Annotated in this window: 20 protein-coding genes; 10 read left to right on the top strand and 10 right to left on the bottom strand. The window is 69.0% G+C overall.

Features of this window, described 5'->3' with window-relative positions; all coding sequences use genetic code 11:
• Position 1 precedes the first annotated feature (1 nt).
• The 5 genes from kynU to UC35_RS03075 all read right to left on the bottom strand — a co-directional run bounded on the left by kynU (position 2) and on the right by UC35_RS03075 (position 4,422).
• The gene (kynU, locus tag UC35_RS03095; protein WP_061496078.1) at positions 2-1,273 is read right to left on the bottom strand and encodes a kynureninase; all 1,272 of its coding nucleotides are present in this window, start codon (positions 1,271-1,273) and stop codon (positions 2-4) included.
• A 2-nt stretch (positions 1,274-1,275) separates the two neighbouring features.
• A complete protein-coding gene (kynB, locus tag UC35_RS03090) occupies positions 1,276-1,902 on the bottom strand; it encodes an arylformamidase (protein WP_061496076.1) in 627 nt (208 codons plus the stop codon).
• A 73-nt stretch (positions 1,903-1,975) separates the two neighbouring features.
• On the bottom strand, positions 1,976-2,296 hold the full coding sequence (locus UC35_RS03085; protein ID WP_061496074.1) for a YkgJ family cysteine cluster protein: 321 nt from the start codon (positions 2,294-2,296) through the stop codon (positions 1,976-1,978).
• A 12-nt stretch (positions 2,297-2,308) separates the two neighbouring features.
• Positions 2,309-3,226 carry an ornithine carbamoyltransferase gene (argF, locus tag UC35_RS03080; RefSeq protein WP_061503655.1) on the bottom strand — a complete coding sequence of 306 codons (918 nt, stop codon included), beginning with the start codon at positions 3,224-3,226 and terminating at the stop codon, positions 2,309-2,311.
• 2 nt (positions 3,227-3,228) lie between these two features.
• Entirely contained in the window at positions 3,229-4,422 is a 1,194-nt protein-coding gene (locus tag UC35_RS03075; protein ID WP_061496072.1) for an aspartate aminotransferase family protein, read from the bottom strand.
• Positions 4,423-4,650: 228 nt separating this feature from the next.
• Between UC35_RS03075 and UC35_RS03070 the strand changes: the two genes are divergently transcribed.
• Positions 4,651-4,974 (top strand): DUF3579 domain-containing protein, encoded by a 324-nt coding sequence (locus tag UC35_RS03070; RefSeq protein ID WP_061496070.1) that lies wholly within the window; start codon positions 4,651-4,653, stop codon positions 4,972-4,974.
• Between the two features lie 384 nt (positions 4,975-5,358).
• Entirely contained in the window at positions 5,359-5,901 is a 543-nt protein-coding gene (locus UC35_RS03065) for a Cache 3/Cache 2 fusion domain-containing protein (protein ID WP_061496068.1), read from the top strand.
• Positions 5,902-6,041: 140 nt separating this feature from the next.
• On the opposite strand, the gene rpsT is transcribed toward UC35_RS03065, so the two are convergent.
• Positions 6,042-6,344, bottom strand: coding sequence for a 30S ribosomal protein S20 (rpsT, locus tag UC35_RS03060; protein ID WP_061496066.1), 303 nt, complete (start codon positions 6,342-6,344; stop codon positions 6,042-6,044).
• 97 nt (positions 6,345-6,441) lie between these two features.
• Between rpsT and murJ the strand changes: the two genes are divergently transcribed.
• Together murJ and UC35_RS03050 are read left to right on the top strand one after the other, a co-directional pair.
• Complete coding sequence (gene murJ, locus UC35_RS03055) at positions 6,442-8,007, top strand: murein biosynthesis integral membrane protein MurJ (protein ID WP_061496063.1); 1,566 nt, start codon at positions 6,442-6,444, stop codon at positions 8,005-8,007.
• Between the two features lie 54 nt (positions 8,008-8,061).
• Positions 8,062-8,913: a SirB1 family protein gene (locus UC35_RS03050; RefSeq protein ID WP_061496061.1), complete on the top strand. Its 852-nt coding sequence runs from the start codon at positions 8,062-8,064 to the stop codon at positions 8,911-8,913.
• 23 nt (positions 8,914-8,936) lie between these two features.
• On the opposite strand, the gene UC35_RS03045 is transcribed toward UC35_RS03050, so the two are convergent.
• Positions 8,937-10,118, bottom strand: coding sequence for an MFS transporter (locus UC35_RS03045; protein ID WP_061496059.1), 1,182 nt, complete (start codon positions 10,116-10,118; stop codon positions 8,937-8,939).
• A gap of 86 nt (positions 10,119-10,204) precedes the next feature.
• Here UC35_RS03045 and UC35_RS03040 point away from each other — a divergent pair, with 86 nt between their 5' ends.
• From UC35_RS03040 to atpE, 6 genes are read left to right on the top strand one after another with little or no spacing between them, the layout of a single operon-like run.
• Positions 10,205-11,332: an AIR synthase-related protein gene (locus tag UC35_RS03040; protein WP_061496057.1), complete on the top strand. Its 1,128-nt coding sequence runs from the start codon at positions 10,205-10,207 to the stop codon at positions 11,330-11,332.
• A gap of 14 nt (positions 11,333-11,346) precedes the next feature.
• Positions 11,347-12,021: a DnaA regulatory inactivator Hda gene (gene hda, locus UC35_RS03035; protein ID WP_061503653.1), complete on the top strand. Its 675-nt coding sequence runs from the start codon at positions 11,347-11,349 to the stop codon at positions 12,019-12,021.
• Positions 12,018-12,704, top strand: coding sequence for an HAD family hydrolase (locus UC35_RS03030; RefSeq protein ID WP_082792583.1), 687 nt, complete (start codon positions 12,018-12,020; stop codon positions 12,702-12,704). The genes hda and UC35_RS03030 overlap by 4 nt, the downstream gene beginning before the upstream one ends.
• Positions 12,701-14,251, top strand: coding sequence for a polynucleotide adenylyltransferase PcnB (gene pcnB / locus UC35_RS03025; RefSeq protein WP_061496055.1), 1,551 nt, complete (start codon positions 12,701-12,703; stop codon positions 14,249-14,251). Before UC35_RS03030 ends, pcnB begins: the two co-directional genes overlap by 4 nt.
• A 6-nt stretch (positions 14,252-14,257) precedes the next feature.
• Positions 14,258-14,731, top strand: a complete 474-nt coding sequence (folK, locus tag UC35_RS03020; protein ID WP_061496053.1) for a 2-amino-4-hydroxy-6-hydroxymethyldihydropteridine diphosphokinase — start codon at positions 14,258-14,260, stop codon at positions 14,729-14,731.
• Positions 14,732-14,785: 54 nt separating this feature from the next.
• A complete protein-coding gene (gene atpE, locus UC35_RS03015) occupies positions 14,786-15,025 on the top strand; it encodes a F0F1 ATP synthase subunit C (protein ID WP_061496051.1) in 240 nt (79 codons plus the stop codon).
• Positions 15,026-15,043: 18 nt separating this feature from the next.
• On the opposite strand, the gene UC35_RS03010 is transcribed toward atpE, so the two are convergent.
• Genes UC35_RS03010 through UC35_RS03000 form a run of 3 tightly spaced genes read right to left on the bottom strand, consistent with a single transcriptional unit; the run spans position 15,044 to position 17,507 of the window.
• Positions 15,044-15,520 carry a tyrosine-protein phosphatase gene (locus UC35_RS03010; RefSeq protein WP_061496049.1) on the bottom strand — a complete coding sequence of 159 codons (477 nt, stop codon included), beginning with the start codon at positions 15,518-15,520 and terminating at the stop codon, positions 15,044-15,046.
• Positions 15,517-16,800, bottom strand: a complete 1,284-nt coding sequence (locus UC35_RS03005; protein ID WP_061496047.1) for a c-type cytochrome — start codon at positions 16,798-16,800, stop codon at positions 15,517-15,519. The genes UC35_RS03010 and UC35_RS03005 overlap by 4 nt, the downstream gene beginning before the upstream one ends.
• Positions 16,797-17,507: a c-type cytochrome gene (locus UC35_RS03000; protein WP_061496045.1), complete on the bottom strand. Its 711-nt coding sequence runs from the start codon at positions 17,505-17,507 to the stop codon at positions 16,797-16,799. The genes UC35_RS03005 and UC35_RS03000 overlap by 4 nt, the downstream gene beginning before the upstream one ends.
• Positions 17,508-17,536: the final 29 nt, after the last annotated feature.

The raw sequence follows: 17,536 nt of genomic DNA, 5'->3' as shown, positions 1-17,536 counted from the left end.
CTCAGGTCACCGCCTGTTTCTGGTGGAACTCGGGCCGCTGCCATTCGCCGCTGTCCAACACCTGCTTGAGCTGCTCGACTGCGTTCCAAACGTCCTCGAAGCCGATGTACAAGGGTGTGAAGCCGAAGCGCAGGATGTCGGGCTGGCGCGCGTCGCCGGCGCGGAAGTCGCCAATCACGCCGCGCGCGATGAGCGCCTGCACGATCGCGTGAGCGCCCTCGCTGCGCGTGAGGCAGACTTGCGAGCCGCGCCGCCCATGGTCGCGCGGCGTGGCCAGGCCCAGGCCGTGGCCGGCGCAGCGCTCCTCGACCAGGCGGATGAACAGGTCGGTGAGCGCCAGCGACTTGCGCCGCAGCGCCGCCATGCCGCCCAGGGGTTCGGCCGCCAGCATCGTATCGAGCCCGCATTCCAGGGCCACCAGGCTGAGCACCGGCTGCGTTCCGCACAGGTAGCGCGCGATGCCCGCCGCGGGCCGGTAGTCGGGCGTGAACTCGAAGGGCGCGGCATGGCTCCACCAGCCCGCCAGGGGCTGCTCGAATTCGTCACGGTGGCGCGAGTGGACCCAGACGAAGGCCGGCGCGCCGGGTCCGCCATTGAGGTACTTGTAGCCGCAGCCGATCGCGAAGTCGGCATCGGCCTGGTGCAGGTCCACCGGCACGGCGCCGGCGCTGTGCGCGAGGTCCCAGACCACCAGCACGCCCGCCGCATGCGCCGCTTGCGTGACGGCGCGCATGTCATGCAGCGCACCCGTGCGGTAGTTCACTTGCGTGAGCATCAGGACCGCGACGTCGTCCGCCATCGCGGCTTCGACGTCTTCGTCCTCCACCAGGTGCAGTTCGCAGCCCTGTTCCTTGCACAGCGCCTGGGCGATGTACAGGTCGGTCGGGAAGTTGCTGCGCTCGCTCACCACCACGCTGCGCCCGGTCGAGTGCCGCCGGGCGACCTTGAGGGCGGCGCTGAGCACCTTGTACAGGTTGATCGAGGTCGTGTCGGTCACCACTACTTCGCCGGCCCGCGCGCCGATCAGCCCCGCGACCTTGTCGCCCAGACGCTGCGGCATCTCGTACCAGCCGGCGCTGTTCCAGGAGCGGATCAGCCCGACACCCCATTCCTCGGTCACGGCGCGCGCGACGCGCTCCGGCGCGGCCTTGGGCATCACGCCCAGCGAATTGCCGTCCAGGTAGATCAGCTCCGGCGGGATGGTGAACAGCTCGCGCAGGGCGCGCAGCGGGTCTTGCCCGTCGAGCGCGCGGCAGTCTTCGAGGGTGGTCATGGTCAAAACTCACGCAGCACGGCGCGCACCGGCGAGGCGTCGGCCGTCATCAGCTTCAGGGGCAGGGCGATCAGTTCGTAGTCGCCCTCGGGCACGTCGTCGAGCACCAGGTTCTCCAGCACGCGCAGGCCGAGCCGGCGGATCACCTGGTGGCTGTCCAGCGTCTTGCTGGGCGCCGGGTCGATGCTGGCGGTGTCCAGGCCGACCAGCGTCACGCCGCGCGCGGCGAGCCGTTCGATGGTGTCCGGCGCGAAGCCGGCCAGCTGCTCGTCGAAGCGATCCACCGGCATGCGCGCGTAGGTGCGCACCAACACCCGCGGCGGCAGGCCGGCGAGGGCGTGTTCGAGATGGCGCCACTCGATGAGCGGCCCGCAGCCGATCGCATGGATCACGCGGCAGGGGCCGATGTAGGCATCGAGGTCCAGCTCGCCGATCGGCCTGCCTTGCGGGTCGTAGTGCAGCGGCGCATCGGCATGCGAGCCGACGTGCGGCGAGAGCGTGAGCCGGCTCACGTTGACCGGGCAGCCGGGCCCCAGGCTGGCCGACCATTCCTGGGCGTACGGCGTGTCGCCCGGAAACACCGGCGACTGCGCAGACACCGGCGCGGAAATGTCCCAGAGACGCTTCATGCGGCGAAGTGTGCGCCGCGGGTTCAGGGCGTGGTGTCGGTTAATTCCAACAGCGCCGAAAAATCCTTGAGGCCTAAAGCATCGAGTCGGACAGGGGTGCCAGCCCATGGCGCGCCCGCGCGGAATCGCAGGCGTTGCTGCCGGCCTGGAACTCGCGGCAGGGCGATGGCCGCCACTCGTAGATGCCGCAGGCCACGCGCTGGCCGAGCTGCCCCGTCAGCGCCGCGCAGCGCGGCCGTGCATGGTCGGTGCCGCGCATGCGGCTGGTGAACGCGGTGACTTCAACCGCCAGTCCGTCGGGCACCTGGCCGCCGTTGCAGGCGAGCTCTTCCACGGCGAAATCGACGCGGAAGCTGGCGCAGCAGGCGCCGCAGGCCAGGCAGGGGTCAGCCATTCGTGCCCAGACTCAGACGCGGCCCAGCAGCAGGTACTCCATCAGCGCCTTCTGCACGTGCATCCGGTTCTCGGCCTCGTCCCAGACCACCGACTGCGGGCCGTCGATGACCTCGGCCTCGACTTCTTCGCCGCGGTGCGCCGGCAGGCAGTGCATGAAGAGGGCGTCGGGCTTGGCCGCGCGCATCATGTCGCGGTCCACGCACCAGTCGGCGAAGGCCTTGCGCCTGGCCTCGTTCTCGGCTTCGTAGCCCATGCTGGTCCACACGTCGGTGGTCACCAGGTCGGCGCCGCGGCAGGCCTCGGTCGGGTCCTTGAAGACCTTGTAGCTCTGCGCGCTGCGGATGCCGGCCACCGCCTGGTCCACCTCGTAGCCGGTGGGCGTGGCCACATGCACGGTGAAGCCGAGCAGGTCGGCCGCCTGCAGCCAGGTGTTGGCCATGTTGTTGCCGTCGCCCACCCACGCCACGGTGCAGCCCTGGATCGAGCCGCGGTGCTCGATGAAAGTGAAGATGTCGGCCAGGATCTGGCAGGGGTGAAACTCGTTGGTCAGCCCGTTGATCACCGGCACGCGCGAATGCCGGGCGAAGCGCTCGATCTTGTCCTGGCCGAAGGTGCGGATCATCACCAGGTCGACCATGCGGCTTATCACCCGGGCGCTGTCCTCGATCGGTTCGGCGCGGCCCAGCTGGCTGTCGCCCGTGGTCAGGTGCACCACGCTGCCGCCCAGCTGGTACATGCCGGCCTCGAAGCTCACGCGGGTGCGCGTGGATGCCTTCTCGAAGATCATCGCCAGCGTGCGGTCGGCCAGCGGGTGGTACTTCTCGTAGGCCTTGAACTTGCGCTTGATGATGGCCGCGCGCTGGAACACCCAGGCGTATTCGTCGGCCGTGAAGTCGCTGAACTGCAGGTAGTGCTTGATCTCTGCCATGGTCATCCGCCCAGGAAGTCCTTCACCACGGGCACCAGCCGCGCCACGATTTCGTCGGCTTCGGCCTCGGTCAGGATCAGCGCCGGCACCAGCCGGATCACGTTGTCGGCGGTCACGCTGATCAGGAGCCCATTGTCCGCCGCCTTCTGCGTGAGCACGCCGCAGGGCTTGGCCAGTTCGATGCCGATCATCAGGCCCTGGCCGCGGATCTCGGTCACGCCCGCATGGCCCTCGAATTCGCGCCTGAGCGCAGCCATCAGGCGGCCGCCCACGCGCTCGGCGTTTTCCAGCAGGCCGTCTTCTTCCACGATGCGGATGGTCTCGACGCCCGCCCGCGTCGCCAGCGGGTTGCCGCCGAAGGTGGTGCCGTGGTTGCCCGGCTGGAAGATGCCGGCCGCCCGCGGGCCGGCCACCACCGCGCCGATCGGCACGCCCGAGCCCAGGCCCTTGGCCAGCGGCATCACGTCCGGCACGATGCCGGCCCACTGGTGCGCGAACCATTTGCCGGTGCGGCCCATGCCGCACTGCACCTCGTCGATCATCAGCAGCCAGCCGCGCTCGTCGCACAGCTGGCGCACCTGGCGCAGGTACTCGGCCCGCATCGGGTTGACCCCTCCTTCACCCTGGATGGTCTCGAAGAACACGGCGACGACATTCCGGTTGCCTTCGGTCTTCGCCTTCAGGGCCCCGATGTCGTTCAGCGGCACGCGGATGAAGCCCTCCACCAGCGGGCCGAATCCCTTCTGCACCTTCTCGTTGCCGGTGGCCGACAGGGTGGCGATGCTGCGCCCGTGGAAGGCCTTCTCGTAGACCACGATTTCGGGCCGCTCGATGCCCTTGTCGTGCCCGTACTTGCGCGCGAGCTTGAGTGCGGCCTCGTTGGCCTCCAGCCCGGTGGAGCAGAAGAACACATTGCTCATGCCGGACAGCTCCACCAGCTTGGCGGCGAGCTTCTCCTGGTTGGGCACGTGGTAGTAGTTGGAGGTGTGGATCAACTTGGCCACCTGGTCCTGCAGCGCCGGCACCAGCTTGGGGTGGTTGTGGCCCAGGGTGTTGACGGCGATGCCGGCCAGCGCGTCCAGGTACTCGCGGCCGTTCACGTCCCACAGGCGAACGCCCTGGCCGTGCGACAACGCGATCGGCAGCCGGCCGTAGGTGTTCATGGTGTGGGGCGATGCAGCCTCGATCGATGCCATTTCATGTGCTCCGAAAAAGAAAAGCGGCTCAACGCAGTGAGCCGTTGAGGCCCAATTCTAGGCATACCGACTGCCGGTGAAAGTTGAGGATTGCGCATCACAGCGATGAGCGCCCAACCGCGCCGCGGGGCTGCAAGCCAACTGAAAGGAAGTCTTATATAAGATACAATACTTGTCGTGCTGCAGGGGCGATCCCCCATTGGAGCGCGATGCAATCCGACCTTCACAATGGTTTCGAGCAGCGCCAAAGAAGTCTTCATCCAGGGCATCACCCGTGACGGCAGGACCTTCCGTCCCAGCGACTGGGCCGAGCGCCTTGCCGGCGTCATGAGTCCCTTCCGCCCCGGTGGCGCGCAAAAGGGCAGCCACCTGAGCTACTCGCCCTGGTGCATCCCCACGGTCATCAACGGCGTCAAGTGCGTGGTCGTCAACAGCGCCCTGCGCGAGGCCGAGCCCATGGCCTGGGACTTCGTGCTGAATTTCGCCAAGGACAACAACCTCGAGACCGGCGAAGCCTGCCTGCTGCCCGAGCCGGGCCAGAAAAATCCTTAACCGGGCCGGCGCGAGCTGGACTTTCCGGCTGCGCTTGAAACCGGCTCAAGGCCATCTATCCTGAGTGCCGGGCAATCACAACACCGTCGCCGCTGCAAGCTGTGCAGCCGCTTTCCCCGCGGGATATAGCCCGAAACGAGCATCGCCATGCGCGATCAGTCCTTGGCAGCCCTTGCCGCCATGCTGGGCGTTCCGCCAGCCAGTTCCTTGCCCTTTCAGATCAAAGTCCGGCTGAGCACCTGCTGGGCAGCCCGGTGGCCGATTCAGCCAGCCGACCCGATTCACATCGCCATCGCCGCGCCAGACGCACGAAAGTGCAGTCCGCGCGGTCCCGGGGAAGTCGCCGCCTCGCCTTGCCGGCGACGCTGACCAAAGGGGAACACTATGGGAAAGCTGAGTTCCGCTGGTGCTATCGGGCGTTGGGTCGCCCCTGTGATGTTTGCGCTCGCCTTGCCAGTCTTCGCTCCAGCCGTGAGCTATGCGCAATCACCGGAGAACGTGAAGCAAGCCATGGCGTCATTGAAGGCGAAGACAGCGAAGTTGGGCGCACCCGGAATCAAGGGAGAAGATGCTGTTGCAGGAAAAACTGCGCCAGCGCTGTACTTTGGCGCGACCAAGATGAACAACAATTTTGCCGTCGTTGATGAAGTCAAGAAAGAGCACGGCGGTACGGCAACACTGTTCGTCAAGAGCGGCGATGATTTCGTGCGCGTGACGACGAATGTCCAAAAAGACGACGGATCAAGGGCGATCGGCACGGTCCTCGATCCCAAGGGCAAGGCCATGGCTGCAATCCGCGGTGGCGGCGCCTACTACGGTGATGCTGAAATCCTCGGCAAGCCTTACGTCACTGGGTATGAGCCTATCCAGGACGCCAGCGGAGGTGTGATCGGCGTCTACTACGTGGGATATCCGAAGGCGCAATGACCCCCGGGGGGTTCTAGCTCCCCCGCCGCAAGTCCCGCCATAAGCAAAAAAGCCGTCTTGCGACGGCTTTTTGCTTCTTTGCTGGCAGCGCACCCGTTTCAAACGGCGCTCGTGAGAGCGGGCTGACCTGTTTTTGAGCCTCAGGCGGCGGCGAGGGCCAGGGCTTTCACCTTGGCGGCCAGGCGGCTCTTGTCGCGAGCGGCCTTGTTCTTGTGGAAGATTTGCTTGTCGGCCACGGTGTCGAGGATGCTCTGGGCCTTGGCAAAGGCTTCGGTGGCCTTGACCTTGTCGCCGGCGGCGGCGGCCTTCTCGACGTTCTTCACCGCGGTGCGGTACTTGGAGCGCAGGGACGTGTTGGCTGCATTGAGCTTGACGTCCTGGCGCGCGCGCTTACGGCCCGACGCGAGGCGCGGGTTCTTTTTCTTGGGTTTGGCTGATGCCATGAATGTGTTTCCTTGTGTCTGAGGATGATGCCAGCAAAGCCCATGATTATACGGCGGCCGCGCTTGCCCTAAACTCGGCCAGCCTCCGGCGTTCCTGATGAGCCTTTTCAAAGCCGCTTCCACCGTCTCCCTGCTGACCCTGGCGTCCCGCATCACCGGGCTGGTGCGCGAGCTGCTCATGGCGGCCACCTTCGGCGCCAGTGGCCTCACGGACGCCTTCAACGTCGCCTTCCGCATCCCCAACCTGTTCCGGCGCCTGTTCGCCGAGGGCGCCTTCAGCCAGGCCTTCGTCCCGGCGCTGGCGCATTCGAAAGAGCAGGACGGCGAGGCCGCCACCCGGCGCCTGATCGACGGGGTGGCGACGGCGCTGGCCTGGGCGCTGATGCTCACCTGCGTCCTCGGCGTGGCGGGAGCGCCGCTGCTGGTCTGGGCGCTGGCCAGCGGCTTGAAGGGCACCCCGCACAGCTTCGACGCCGCTGTCTTCATGACGCGCTGGATGTTTCCCTACATCGGCTTCATGTCCCTGGTGGCGCTGTCGGCCGGCATCCTGAACACCTGGAAACGCTTCGCCGTGCCGGCCGCCACCCCCGTGCTGCTGAACCTGGTCATGATCGCCGCGGCGTGGCTGGGGGCGCCCTGGTTCGGCCGGCTGGGCATCGAGCCGATCTACGCCATGGCCGGCGGCGTCATGCTGGGCGGCGTGCTGCAGCTGGCCGTGCAGGTGCCGGTGCTGCGCCGGCTGGGCCTGCTGCCCCGCATCGGCCTGAGCTGGCAGGCCCTGAAGCAGGCGGTCGTCGACCCCGGCGTGCGCCGCGTCGCCACCATGATGGTGCCGGCGCTGTTCGGCGTGGCGGTCGCCCAGATCTCGCTGATGATCAACACGCAGATCGCCTCGTGGCTGCAGCCGGGCAGCGTGTCCTGGCTGACCTACGCCGACCGGCTGATGGAATTCCCGACGGCGATGCTGGGCGTGGCGCTGGGGGTGGTGCTGATGCCGCAGCTGGCGGTCGCGCACGCCGACCAGGACGGGCAGCGCTACTCGGCCATGCTGGACTGGGGCCTGCGCCTGGTGGTGCTGCTGGCGGTTCCCTGCTCGGTGGCCTTGCTGGTGTTCAACGTGCCCCTGGTCGCCACGCTGTTCCACTACGGCGCCTTCAAGGACCACGACGTGCGCCAGGTCGGCCTGGCGCTGGCCGGCTACGGCGCGGGGCTGGTCGGGCTGGTGGCGATCAAGGTGCTGGCGCCCGGCTTCTACGCGCGGCAGGACATGCGTACGCCGGTGCGCATTGCCATCGTCGTCCTGGTCATCACCCAACTGCTCAACATCGTGCTGGTGCCCTGGCTGCGGCACGCGGGCCTGGCCTTGTCCATCAGCCTCGGCGCGCTGATCAACGCCGGCTGGCTGCTGGCCGGGCTGGTGCAGCGCGGCAGCTACAAGCCTTCACCCGGCTGGGGAACCTTCCTGCTGCAGGTGATCGGCGCGACGGCGCTGCTGGCCGTGTTCCTGATGTGGGCCGCCAGCGGGTTCGACTGGACCGCGCTGCGCGTGCACGCCCTGGCGCGCGTAGCCCTGCTCGGCCTCGTGCTGGCCGGCTCGGCCCTGATCTATTTCGGCGCGCTGTGGGCCGCCGGCGTGAAACTTCGCCAGTTCATCGCGCGTTGAACGCGGCGCCGCGATGGCGCTTGACGCGCCATGGCCGCTCCATTAAAAAGAATCATGCTGTTGAACCTGTCCGCGCCGACGCCGCTGGAGTACTTCAGCGCGCTGGTGCAAAGCGACGAGGAGTTCCCACTCCTGGAAGCCGCGTCCAGCCTCGCGCAGGACGAATACCCCGAACTGGACATCCAGCAGGTCCTGGGCGATGTGGATCAGCTGCTGGCGCGCCTCAAGCGCCGGATCCCCGCCGATGCCGCGGCCTTGCAGCGCTTGCGCGCGCTCAACCAGTTCTTCTTCCGCGACCTGAGCTTCGGCGGCAACGTCAACGACTACTGCGACCCCGACAACAGCTACCTGAACGTGGTGCTGCGCACGCGCCGGGGCAACCAGATTTCGCTGGCGGTGCTGTGGATCGAACTGGCGCAGGGCCTGGGGCTGCACGCGCGCGGCGTGTGCTTCCCGGGGCATTTCATGGTCAAGGTGAACCTGCCCAAGGGCCAAGTCGTGATCGACCCGTTCACCGGCCTGTCGCTGTCGCGCGAGGAGCTCACCGAGCGGCTGGAGCCCTACAAGCGGCGCAGCGGCCTGGTCGACGATTTCGAGGTGCCGCTGGGCCTGTACCTGCAGGCCGCCTCGCCGCGCGACATCATCGCCCGCATGCTGCGCAACCTGAAGGAAATCCACCAGGCCCAGGAAGACTGGCAGCGGCTGATCGCGGTCGAGGACCGCCTGCTGACCCTGCTGCCCGATGCCTGGCCCGAGTACCGGGACCGCGGGCTGGCGCATGCCGAGCAGGGCCACGCCGCGCTCGCGGTGGTCGACCTCGAAACCTACCTGGTGCATGCCCAGGATGCGCTGGACCTCGACGTGATCGCCGATCGCGTCGCCGACCTGCGGCGCGAAAAGAGCTGAACGTTAGGGCCTGCTAACAGGCCCTAGTCCGCGCCCGGACGCGGCAGCAGTCCCGCCAGCGCGATGGTCGCGAACATCGCGCCCGCATAAAAGGTGACGCTGGCGCCGAACTGGTCCCACAGCCAACCTGCCAGCACGCTCGCCACCAGCAGGGCGATCCCGCCGACGAAATTGAAGAAGCCGAAGGCGGTGCCGCGCAGGTCGGCCGGGGCGGCATTCGCCACCATGGCCGAGAGCAGGCCCTGGGTCATCGCCATGTGCAGGCCCCACAGCGCGATCCCGGCCCACAGCAGCGGCCCGCTGTCGGCCGAGGCCAGCGCCAGGTCGGCCAGCACCAGGACCACCAGCCCGCCGGCCAGCAGTCGCCGGTGGCTCATGCGGTCGGCCAGCTTGCCGAAGGGATAGGCGCCCAGCGAGTAGACGAGGCTCATCGCGATCAGCACCAGCGGCGTCAGCGCCACGGCCAGCCCGCCCTGCTGCGCGCGCAGCACGAGGAAGGCCTCGCTGAAGCGCGCCAGGGTGAACACCGCCCCCACGCCCACCACCCACCAGTAGGCGAAACCCAGCCGGCGCAGGTTCTCGCGCCGCACGGGATTCACGCGCGGCCGGTCCGCCGCGGATTCCGGCTCGCGCACGCCGAAGACCAGCACCGCGACCGACAGCAGCCCCGGGATCACCGCGACCCAGAACACCGCGCGGAAGTCGTTGGCCCACAGCAGCATCAGGCCCATGGCCAGCAGGGGGCCGGTGAAGGCGCCCACCGTATCCAGCGACTGCCGCAGGCCGAAGGCGGCGCCGCGGATGCGCGGGTCGGCCAGGTCGGCGATGAGCGCGTCGCGCGGGGCGCCGCGCAGGCCCTTGCCCACGCGGTCGACCAGGCGCGCCGTGAGCACCATGCCGGCGCCGGTGGCCAGCGCGAACAGGGGCTTGGAGAGGGCGCCCAGCCCGTAACCGAGCACCGCCAGCGGCTTGCGCCGGCCGAAATAGTCGCTCAGGGCGCCGGAGAAGATGCGAACCATCAGGGCCGTCGCCTCGGCCAGCCCCTCGATGATGCCCACCGCCAGCATGCTGGTGCCCAGCACGGTGACCATGAACACCGGCAGCAGGCTGTGGATCAGCTCGGACGAGATGTCCATCAGCAGGCTGACGAAGCCCAGCGCCCAGATGGCGGCCGGCATCCGGGGCGTGGCGGCAGGATGAGCCATCGGCGGATTCTAGATTCAGGGTTCAGCCACACCCCGGAACCACGCGGCAGAGAAAGGAGGGGGCAGCGAGCGGCGATAATTTGCGGATGAGTGCCCAAGACGCGAGCCCGCCGGCCACCACGCTCAGCTACGAGCAGGCGGGCGTCAACTACGACCTGATCGACCCCCTGAAAATTTCCGCCCAGCGCGCCGCTGCGGCCACCGGCATCCACCTGGCCGCGCACGGCTTCAGCGAGGTGCCCGCTTCGCGCGGCGAGTCGGCCTATGTGGTCGATGTCGGCCCGTTCTACCTGGCTTCCATCGTCGAGTGCCTCGGCTCCAAGGCCCTGGTCGCCGACGAAATGCAGAAGCTCACCGGCCGCAGCTACTACGACGCGATCGCGCAGGACACGATTGCCATGGCGATCAACGACCTGATCACGGTCGGCGCCACCCCGCTGGTGGTGCAGGCCTACTGGGCGGCCGGCGGCTCGGACTGGTTCGGCGACGCGCAGCGCGCGCAGACCCTGGTGGCGGGCTGGAAGCGCGCCTGCGACACCTGCGGCGTGGCCTGGGGCGGCGGCGAGACGCCGGCGCTGGCCGGCATCGTCGAGGGCGGACGCATCGACCTGGCGGCCTCCTGCACCGGCCTGATCCAGCCCAAGGAGCGCCTGTCCGTCGGTGACCGGCTCGGCCCCGGCGATGCCATCGTGCTGCTGGCATCCAGCGGCATCCATGCCAACGGCCTGAGCCTGGCGCGCAAGCTGGTCGAGCGGCTGCCCCAGGGCTACCTCACGCCGCTGCCCGACGGCACGACCTACGGCCAGGCGCTGCTCGCGCCCACGGTGCTCTATTCGCCGGTGACCGAGGCTTTGTTCAAGGCCGGCATCGTGCCGCACTACTGCGCGAACGTCACCGGCCACGGCTGGCGCAAGCTGCTGCGCCATCCGGCCAAGCTCACCTACCGCATGCAGGCCATTCCGAAGGTGCCGGCGGTGCTTCGCTTCATCCAGGAGCAGGCGCGCCAGGACGATCGCGAGGCCTACAGCACGCTGAACATGGGTGCGGGCTTCGCGCTGTTCGTCGCCGAAAAGGACGCGCAGCGCACGGTCGATGTCGCCCAGGCCTGCGGCGTCGAGGCCCTGGTGGCCGGCCGCGTGGAGGCCGGCGACAAGCAGCTCCTGATCGAGCCGCTGGGCATCCGCTTCGGCGACGACGACCTGCAACTGCGTTGACCCCCGACGTGGTGATGAAGCAGATCGCCCTGGACATCGGCCTGGCCGCGGGCCCGACCCTCGCGAACTTCTGCGCCGGCCCCAACGAAGCCGCGCTGCGCCACCTGATGCTGTGGGCGGGCAGTCCGACGCGCTCGCCGGTGCCGACCTACCTGTGGGGCGCCGGCGGCAGCGGCAAGACCCACCTGCTCAAGGCGGTGGCCGAGGCCCTGCGCGGGCAGGGCGCCACGGCGGGATGGCTGGATGCCTCGGTCCACGAGCCGCCGCCGTTCAACGAGAACTGGGCCGTGGTGCTGATGGACGACACGCACCTGTACACCGCGGTGCAGCAGCACGCGGCCTTCAACTGGTTCGTCAACGCGCAGACCCTGCAGCGCGGCGTGCTGGCGGCCGGGGCCGTGCCGCCGGCCTTCCTGAAGCTGCGCGAAGACTTGCGCACGCGGCTGGGCTGGGGGCATGTGTTCCAGCTGCATGTCCTGTCCGAGCCCGAGCGGCGGGCGGTGCTGCGGCAGGCCGCCGACGCGCGCGGCGTGTTCCTGAGCGACGAAGTCATGGACTACATGCTCACCCGCTTCTCGCGCGACCTCGGCAGCCTGATGCAGCTGCTCGAACAGCTCGACGGCTATGCCCTGCGCACCCAGCGCGCCATCACCATCCCCCTGATCAAGTCCATGCTGGAGAACGAGTGAAAGCGGGAAAGAAGCCGATCGCGCTGTTCGATCTCGACCACACGCTGCTGCCGATCGATTCCGACTACGCCTGGGGCGTGTTCACCCAGGACATCGGCTGGACCGACCCGGCGGTGTTCAAGCGGCGCAACGAGGAATTCTTCGAGCACTACAAGGCCGGCACGCTGGATATCCACGACTATGTGCGCTTCGCCACCGATGCCGTCCGCGAGCGCGGGCCGCAGGCGGCCAGCGCGGCGCACGAGATGTTCATGGACAAGGTGATCCGGCCCGAAATCCGGCCGCAGGCGCTGGCGCTGGTGCGCAGCCACCAGCAGGCCGGCCACCAGGTGGCCATCATCACCGCCACCAATGAGTTCGTCACCGGCCCGATTGCCCGCGCCTTCGGCATCGATGAGCTGATCGCGGTGCGCCTGGCGCGCGGCGACGACGGCTGGATCACCGGCGAGATCGAGGGCGTGCCCTCGGCGCGCGAAGGCAAGGTACGGCGTATCGACGAGTGGCTGGCGGCGCAGGGGATGGGCTGGGACGCGGCGGAGATCACCTTCTATTCCGATTCGACGAACGACCTGGCGCTGCTCGAACGGGTGGACCACCCGGTGGCCACCAACCCCGACGCCCGCCTGCGCGCCATCGCCGCCGAGCGCGGCTGGCGCATACTGGATCTGTTCGCACACCCATGATCAAGAAATTCATCGACAAGCTGCTGGGCACCGGCAAGGGCGGCAAGCCGAACTTCGGCAAGCGCCGCGAGGTCGGGGCGCAGGAGCACGGCATCGATCCCTCGCTGGTGGACGAGCGCGCCCTGAACGTGGTGCACACGCTCAAGGAAGCCGGCTACGAGGCCTACATCGTGGGCGGCGCGGTGCGCGACCTGCTGCTGGGCCTGCGGCCCAAGGACTTCGACGTGGCCACCAACGCCACGCCGGAGCAGGTCAAGGGCCTGTTCCGGCGCGCCTTCATCATCGGCCGGCGCTTCCGCATCGTCCACGTGGTGTACGGGCGCGGGCGCGAGCACGAGGTGATCGAGGTCTCCACCTTCCGCGCCTACATGGACAACGCGGCGGCGGAGCAGGTGGCGGGCAACGAGAAGACCAGCCGCAGCGAGCTGGCCGGCATGAAGCACGCGGTGGACGCGAGCGGCCGGGTGCTGCGCGACAACGTCTGGGGCCCGCAGGAGGAAGACGCGACGCGGCGCGACTTCACCATCAACGCCATGTACTACGACCCGGAGACGCAGACCGTGGTCGACTACCACGGCGGCATCAAGGACGCCAAGAAGCGCGCGATCCGGATGATCGGCGATCCGCTGACACGCTACCGCGAGGACCCGGTGCGGCTGATCCGCGCCGTGCGTTTCTGTGCCAAGCTGAACGGCCTGGGCTTCTCGCTGGAATCCAAGACCCGAGCGCCCCTGATCGAGTGCCTGTCACTGCTGGCCGACGTGCCGCAAAGCCGCCTGTTCGACGAGATGCTCAAGCTGCTGCAGACCGGCCATTCGCTGGCCACGGTCGAACAGCTGAAGGCGCTGGGCCTCGCCGAGGGCATCTATCCGCTGCTCGACCTGGTGGTGGAGCGCGCCGAATCGTCTTTCGTGAAGGCGGCGCTGCAGGACACCGACCGGCGCGTGGGCGAGGGCAAGCCGGTGGCCGCCAGCTTCCTGCTGTCCTGCGTGCTCTGGTCCGACGTGCGCGACGGCTGGGCCGGGCGCCTCGCGCGCAAGGAGCATCCCTTCCCCGCGCTGCAGGGCGCGATCGACGACGTGTTCGACGCGCGCATCGGCGACGTGTCGGGCCGCGGCAAGCTGGGCGCCGACATGCGCGAGATCTGGATGATGCAGCCGCGCTTCGAAAAGCGCGTCGGCCAGACGCCGTTCACGCTGGTGGAGCAGCCGCGCTTCCGCGCCGCCTTCGATTTCATGCGGCTGCGCGCCGACATCGGCGAGATCGACGTCGTGCTGGCCGACTGGTGGCAGGAATTCAGCCTGGCGAGCGACGACCTGCGCGAGGACCTGGTGGCGCAATTGCGCGAGGAGCAGCATCGCGGCCAGCGCCGGGTGCGCGCGCCGCGCCCTGAGAAGGGCAGCGCGCTGGAGGCGCCGCAGCCCGCCGAAGCGCAGCCGCCTGCCGGCGACGAAGCTGCCGGCGCCGACGCGCCGCGCAAGCGGCGCCGCCGCCGTCGCAAGAGCCCCGGCCAAGGCCAGGGCGACACCCGCCCGGCCGCCGAATAGCGCTCCATGCGCGAGCCCGTCACCGCCTACATCGGGCTCGGCGCCAACCTGGGCCTGCCCGAGCAGGCGCTGCGGGCGGCGCTCGATCGCATCGCGCGCCTGCCGCTCACCGCGCTGGTGCGGCGTTCCTCGCTCTACCGCAGCGCGCCGGTCGATGCCGGCGGGCCCGACTACATCAACGCGGTGGCGGAGATCAGCACCGGCCTCACGGCGCCGGAACTGCTGGCGCAGCTGCAGCGCATCGAAGCCGATGCCGGACGGGAGCGTCCCTACCGCAACGCCCCGCGCACGCTCGACCTGGACCTGCTGCTGTTCGGCGCCGCCAGCATCGCCAGCGCTTCATTGCAGGTGCCGCATCCGCGCATGCACGAACGCGCGTTCGTGCTCGTGCCGCTGGCCGAGATCGCGCCGCAGTGCGTCAGCGAGCAGCAACTGCGATCGGTGAGCGGGCAGGCCATCGCACGCTTACCTGCCAGGTAATTGCCGGCCTACGGCCCAGTGGGCACCATGAGGGCAAGACAAAAGGAGCCCTCCATGAGCGACACCGGACTGATTGCGATTGCTTGCGGACTGATCATCGGCCTGGGGGCCATCGGCGCCTGCCTGGGCATAGGCACCATGGGCGGACGCTTCATCGAGGGCTCGGTGCGCCAGCCGGAGCTGATGGAGCCGCTGCAAGTGAAGATGTTCCTGCTCGCGGGGCTGATCGACGCCAACTTCCTGATCGGCGTGGGTATCGCGATGATGTTCGTGTTCGCCAACCCGTTCAAATAAGCGGGTTGGGCCCGGGGTTCAGAACCACTCGACGAAGCCGGACTGCTGCGCGTTCTGCGGGTTCGAGCCGGCGTCGCGCACGCGCTGCAGCGCGTCGTCGGTCTCCAGCCCGAGTGCCTTGAGCACGCAAGCGGCGGCGCTGCCGGTGCGCCCCAAGCCGGCCGCGCAATGCATCATGACCGCCTGTCCCTTGGACAGCGTCTGCGTGATGCGGGCCACGCCCAGGCGAAACGCCTGGGGGTCCTCCGGCACGCCGAAGTTGGGCATGGGCAGGTGCAGCCACTCGTAGGCCGCGCCGCCGCTCGACACGGCGGCGGCGTAGCGGGGCGACAGCTCCTGGATCTCGCTGCCCGGGGTGAGGCACACCACCAGCGCCAGCCTGGCGCGGCGCGCGTCCTCTTCGAACTGCGACCAGGGGCTGAAGCGTCCCGGCATGGAAGACAGCCAGAGCGATCCCGGCACATCGTCGGGCAGTTCGACGGCGCGAAATGTCATAGGCGCGTGCTGGTGCGCTGCTGGTTCACTTCGAGTTGGCTCACGGCGCCGGACTGGTTGCCCCATGAGTTGCGGATGTGGCTCAGCACCGCGGCCACGTCCTGGTCGCTGAGCACCGTCGCGAACGGCGGCATGCCGAAGGGCCGGGGGTTGCCCGCCGTGGCCGGCGGGAAGGCGCCGCCCAGGACGATCTGCACGAGGTTGGCGGTCACCGGCAGGTTGATGGCGCGGTTGCCGGCCAGCGCCGGGTAGGCGCCGGCCACGCCTTCGCCCTTGTCGCCGTGGCATTGCGCGCAATGCTTCTGGTAGATCTTCGCGCCGCGGTCGGCCATCTCCGAGGTCACCGGCACCGGCTCGCCGCGGTTGGCCGGGGGCGCGGCCGGCAAGGACTTCAGGTACACGGCCATCGCATGCAGGTCGGCGTCGCTCAGGTGCTGGGTGCTTTCCAGCACGACTTCGGACATGGGGCCCAGCGCCGAACCGCGCGGGGCGACGCCGGTCTTGAGCAGCTTCTGGATTTCGGCCAGGTCCCAGTCGGCCACGCCCGACTCGTGCGAAGTGAGCGCCGGCGCATACCAGTTGAGCATCGGGATCAGCCCGCCCGACAGGTCCGTCATGCCGGTGTTGGCGCCGAGCACGTTGCGCGCGGTGTGGCAGGCGCTGCAGTGGCCGAGGCCCTGCACCAGGTAGGCGCCGCGGTTCCACTCGGGTGGTTGCGCGCGCTCCGGTTCGTAAGTCTCGGGCTTGAAGTACATCGCGCGCCACACGGCCAGCGCGGCCTGCGTGCTGTAGGGCCAGCGCAGGCCGTGCGGCGTGTTCGGCTGCGCGACGGCCGGCACCGTGCGCAGGTAGGCGTAGATCGCGTCCGCGTCGGCGCGCGTGAGCAGCGTGTAGTTCGGATAGGGGAAGGCCGGATAGAGCAGCCGGCCGTCGCGCGCGCGGCCGTTGTGCAGGGCCCGCCAGAACTCATCGGTATTCCACTCGCCGATGCCGGTTGCTTTGTCTGGCGTGAGGTTGCTGCCATAGACGGTGCCGAACGGCGTCTCGATCGCGCGGCCGCCCGCGAACGGCGCGCCGCCGCGCTGCGTGTGGCAGGAGAAGCAGTTGCCCGCGCGCACCAGGTAGGCGCCGCGCGCCACCGTATCGGCCGAGGGCGCTGCCGTGCTTGAAAAACCGGCGTGGACCTTGTCCTCGCCGCGCAGGTTCAGCGCCACCACCAGCGCCGCCAGCGCGAGCGCGATCGCCGCCACCAGCACGAGCCAGATGAGCGGGCGTTTCATGGCTGCCTCCCGGCGGGCCGCTGTGCGCTGCCGCATTCCAGGGGCAACTGCCCCGGCAGTGCGGCCGCGGGGTGCGTGTCGGACGGCAGCGGCTGTGACGACAGCCAGGCGGCCACCGCGGTCAGGTCGTCCGGCGTCAGCTGCCTGGCGACGAAAGCCATGCAGTCGGGCGCATGCGCGCGGCGCTGCCCGGTGCGCCATGCGCCCAGCTGTGCATTGAGGTAGTCGCGCGGAAGCCCGAGCAGCCCCGGGGTGGTCGGCTGCGCGCCGGTCAGGCGCTCGCCGTGGCATTGCGCGCAGGCCGGCAGCTTGAACGCGGCATCGCCCTTCGTGACCAATTGGTGGCCGCGCTGCAATTGCTCCGGCGTGGCTTTCGCCGGTTGCGGCGGCGGGTAGGGCAGGTCGAGCGCGGCGAAGTGCTGTGCGATCTCGAGCAGGTAGGCGTCCGACAGCGGATCCAGCAGGCGCGCCATCAACCCGTAGTGGCGGCGGCCGTCGCGGAAATTGAGCAGCTGGTTGTAGAGGTAGCCCGCGGGCTTGCCCGCGATCCGCGGATAGAAGCCGTCCGGGGCCGCGCGGCCTTCCTTGCCGTGGCAGGCGGTGCAGGCCAGGGTGCGCTGGGCCATGGTGTCCTCGAACGCGGGCGCGGCCACGGCCGCGCGAGCGCCGGCCAAGGCCAGCAGCAGGAACACGAGCCAGGCGCGCATATCCCGACTATGCCACCGCTGGCCATGCG

It is taken from the genome of Ramlibacter tataouinensis (assembly GCF_001580455.1).
In the GTDB taxonomy this organism is placed as follows: domain Bacteria; phylum Pseudomonadota; class Gammaproteobacteria; order Burkholderiales; family Burkholderiaceae_C; genus Ramlibacter; species Ramlibacter tataouinensis_B.
This window is presented reverse-complemented; position numbering and strand designations above follow the sequence as displayed.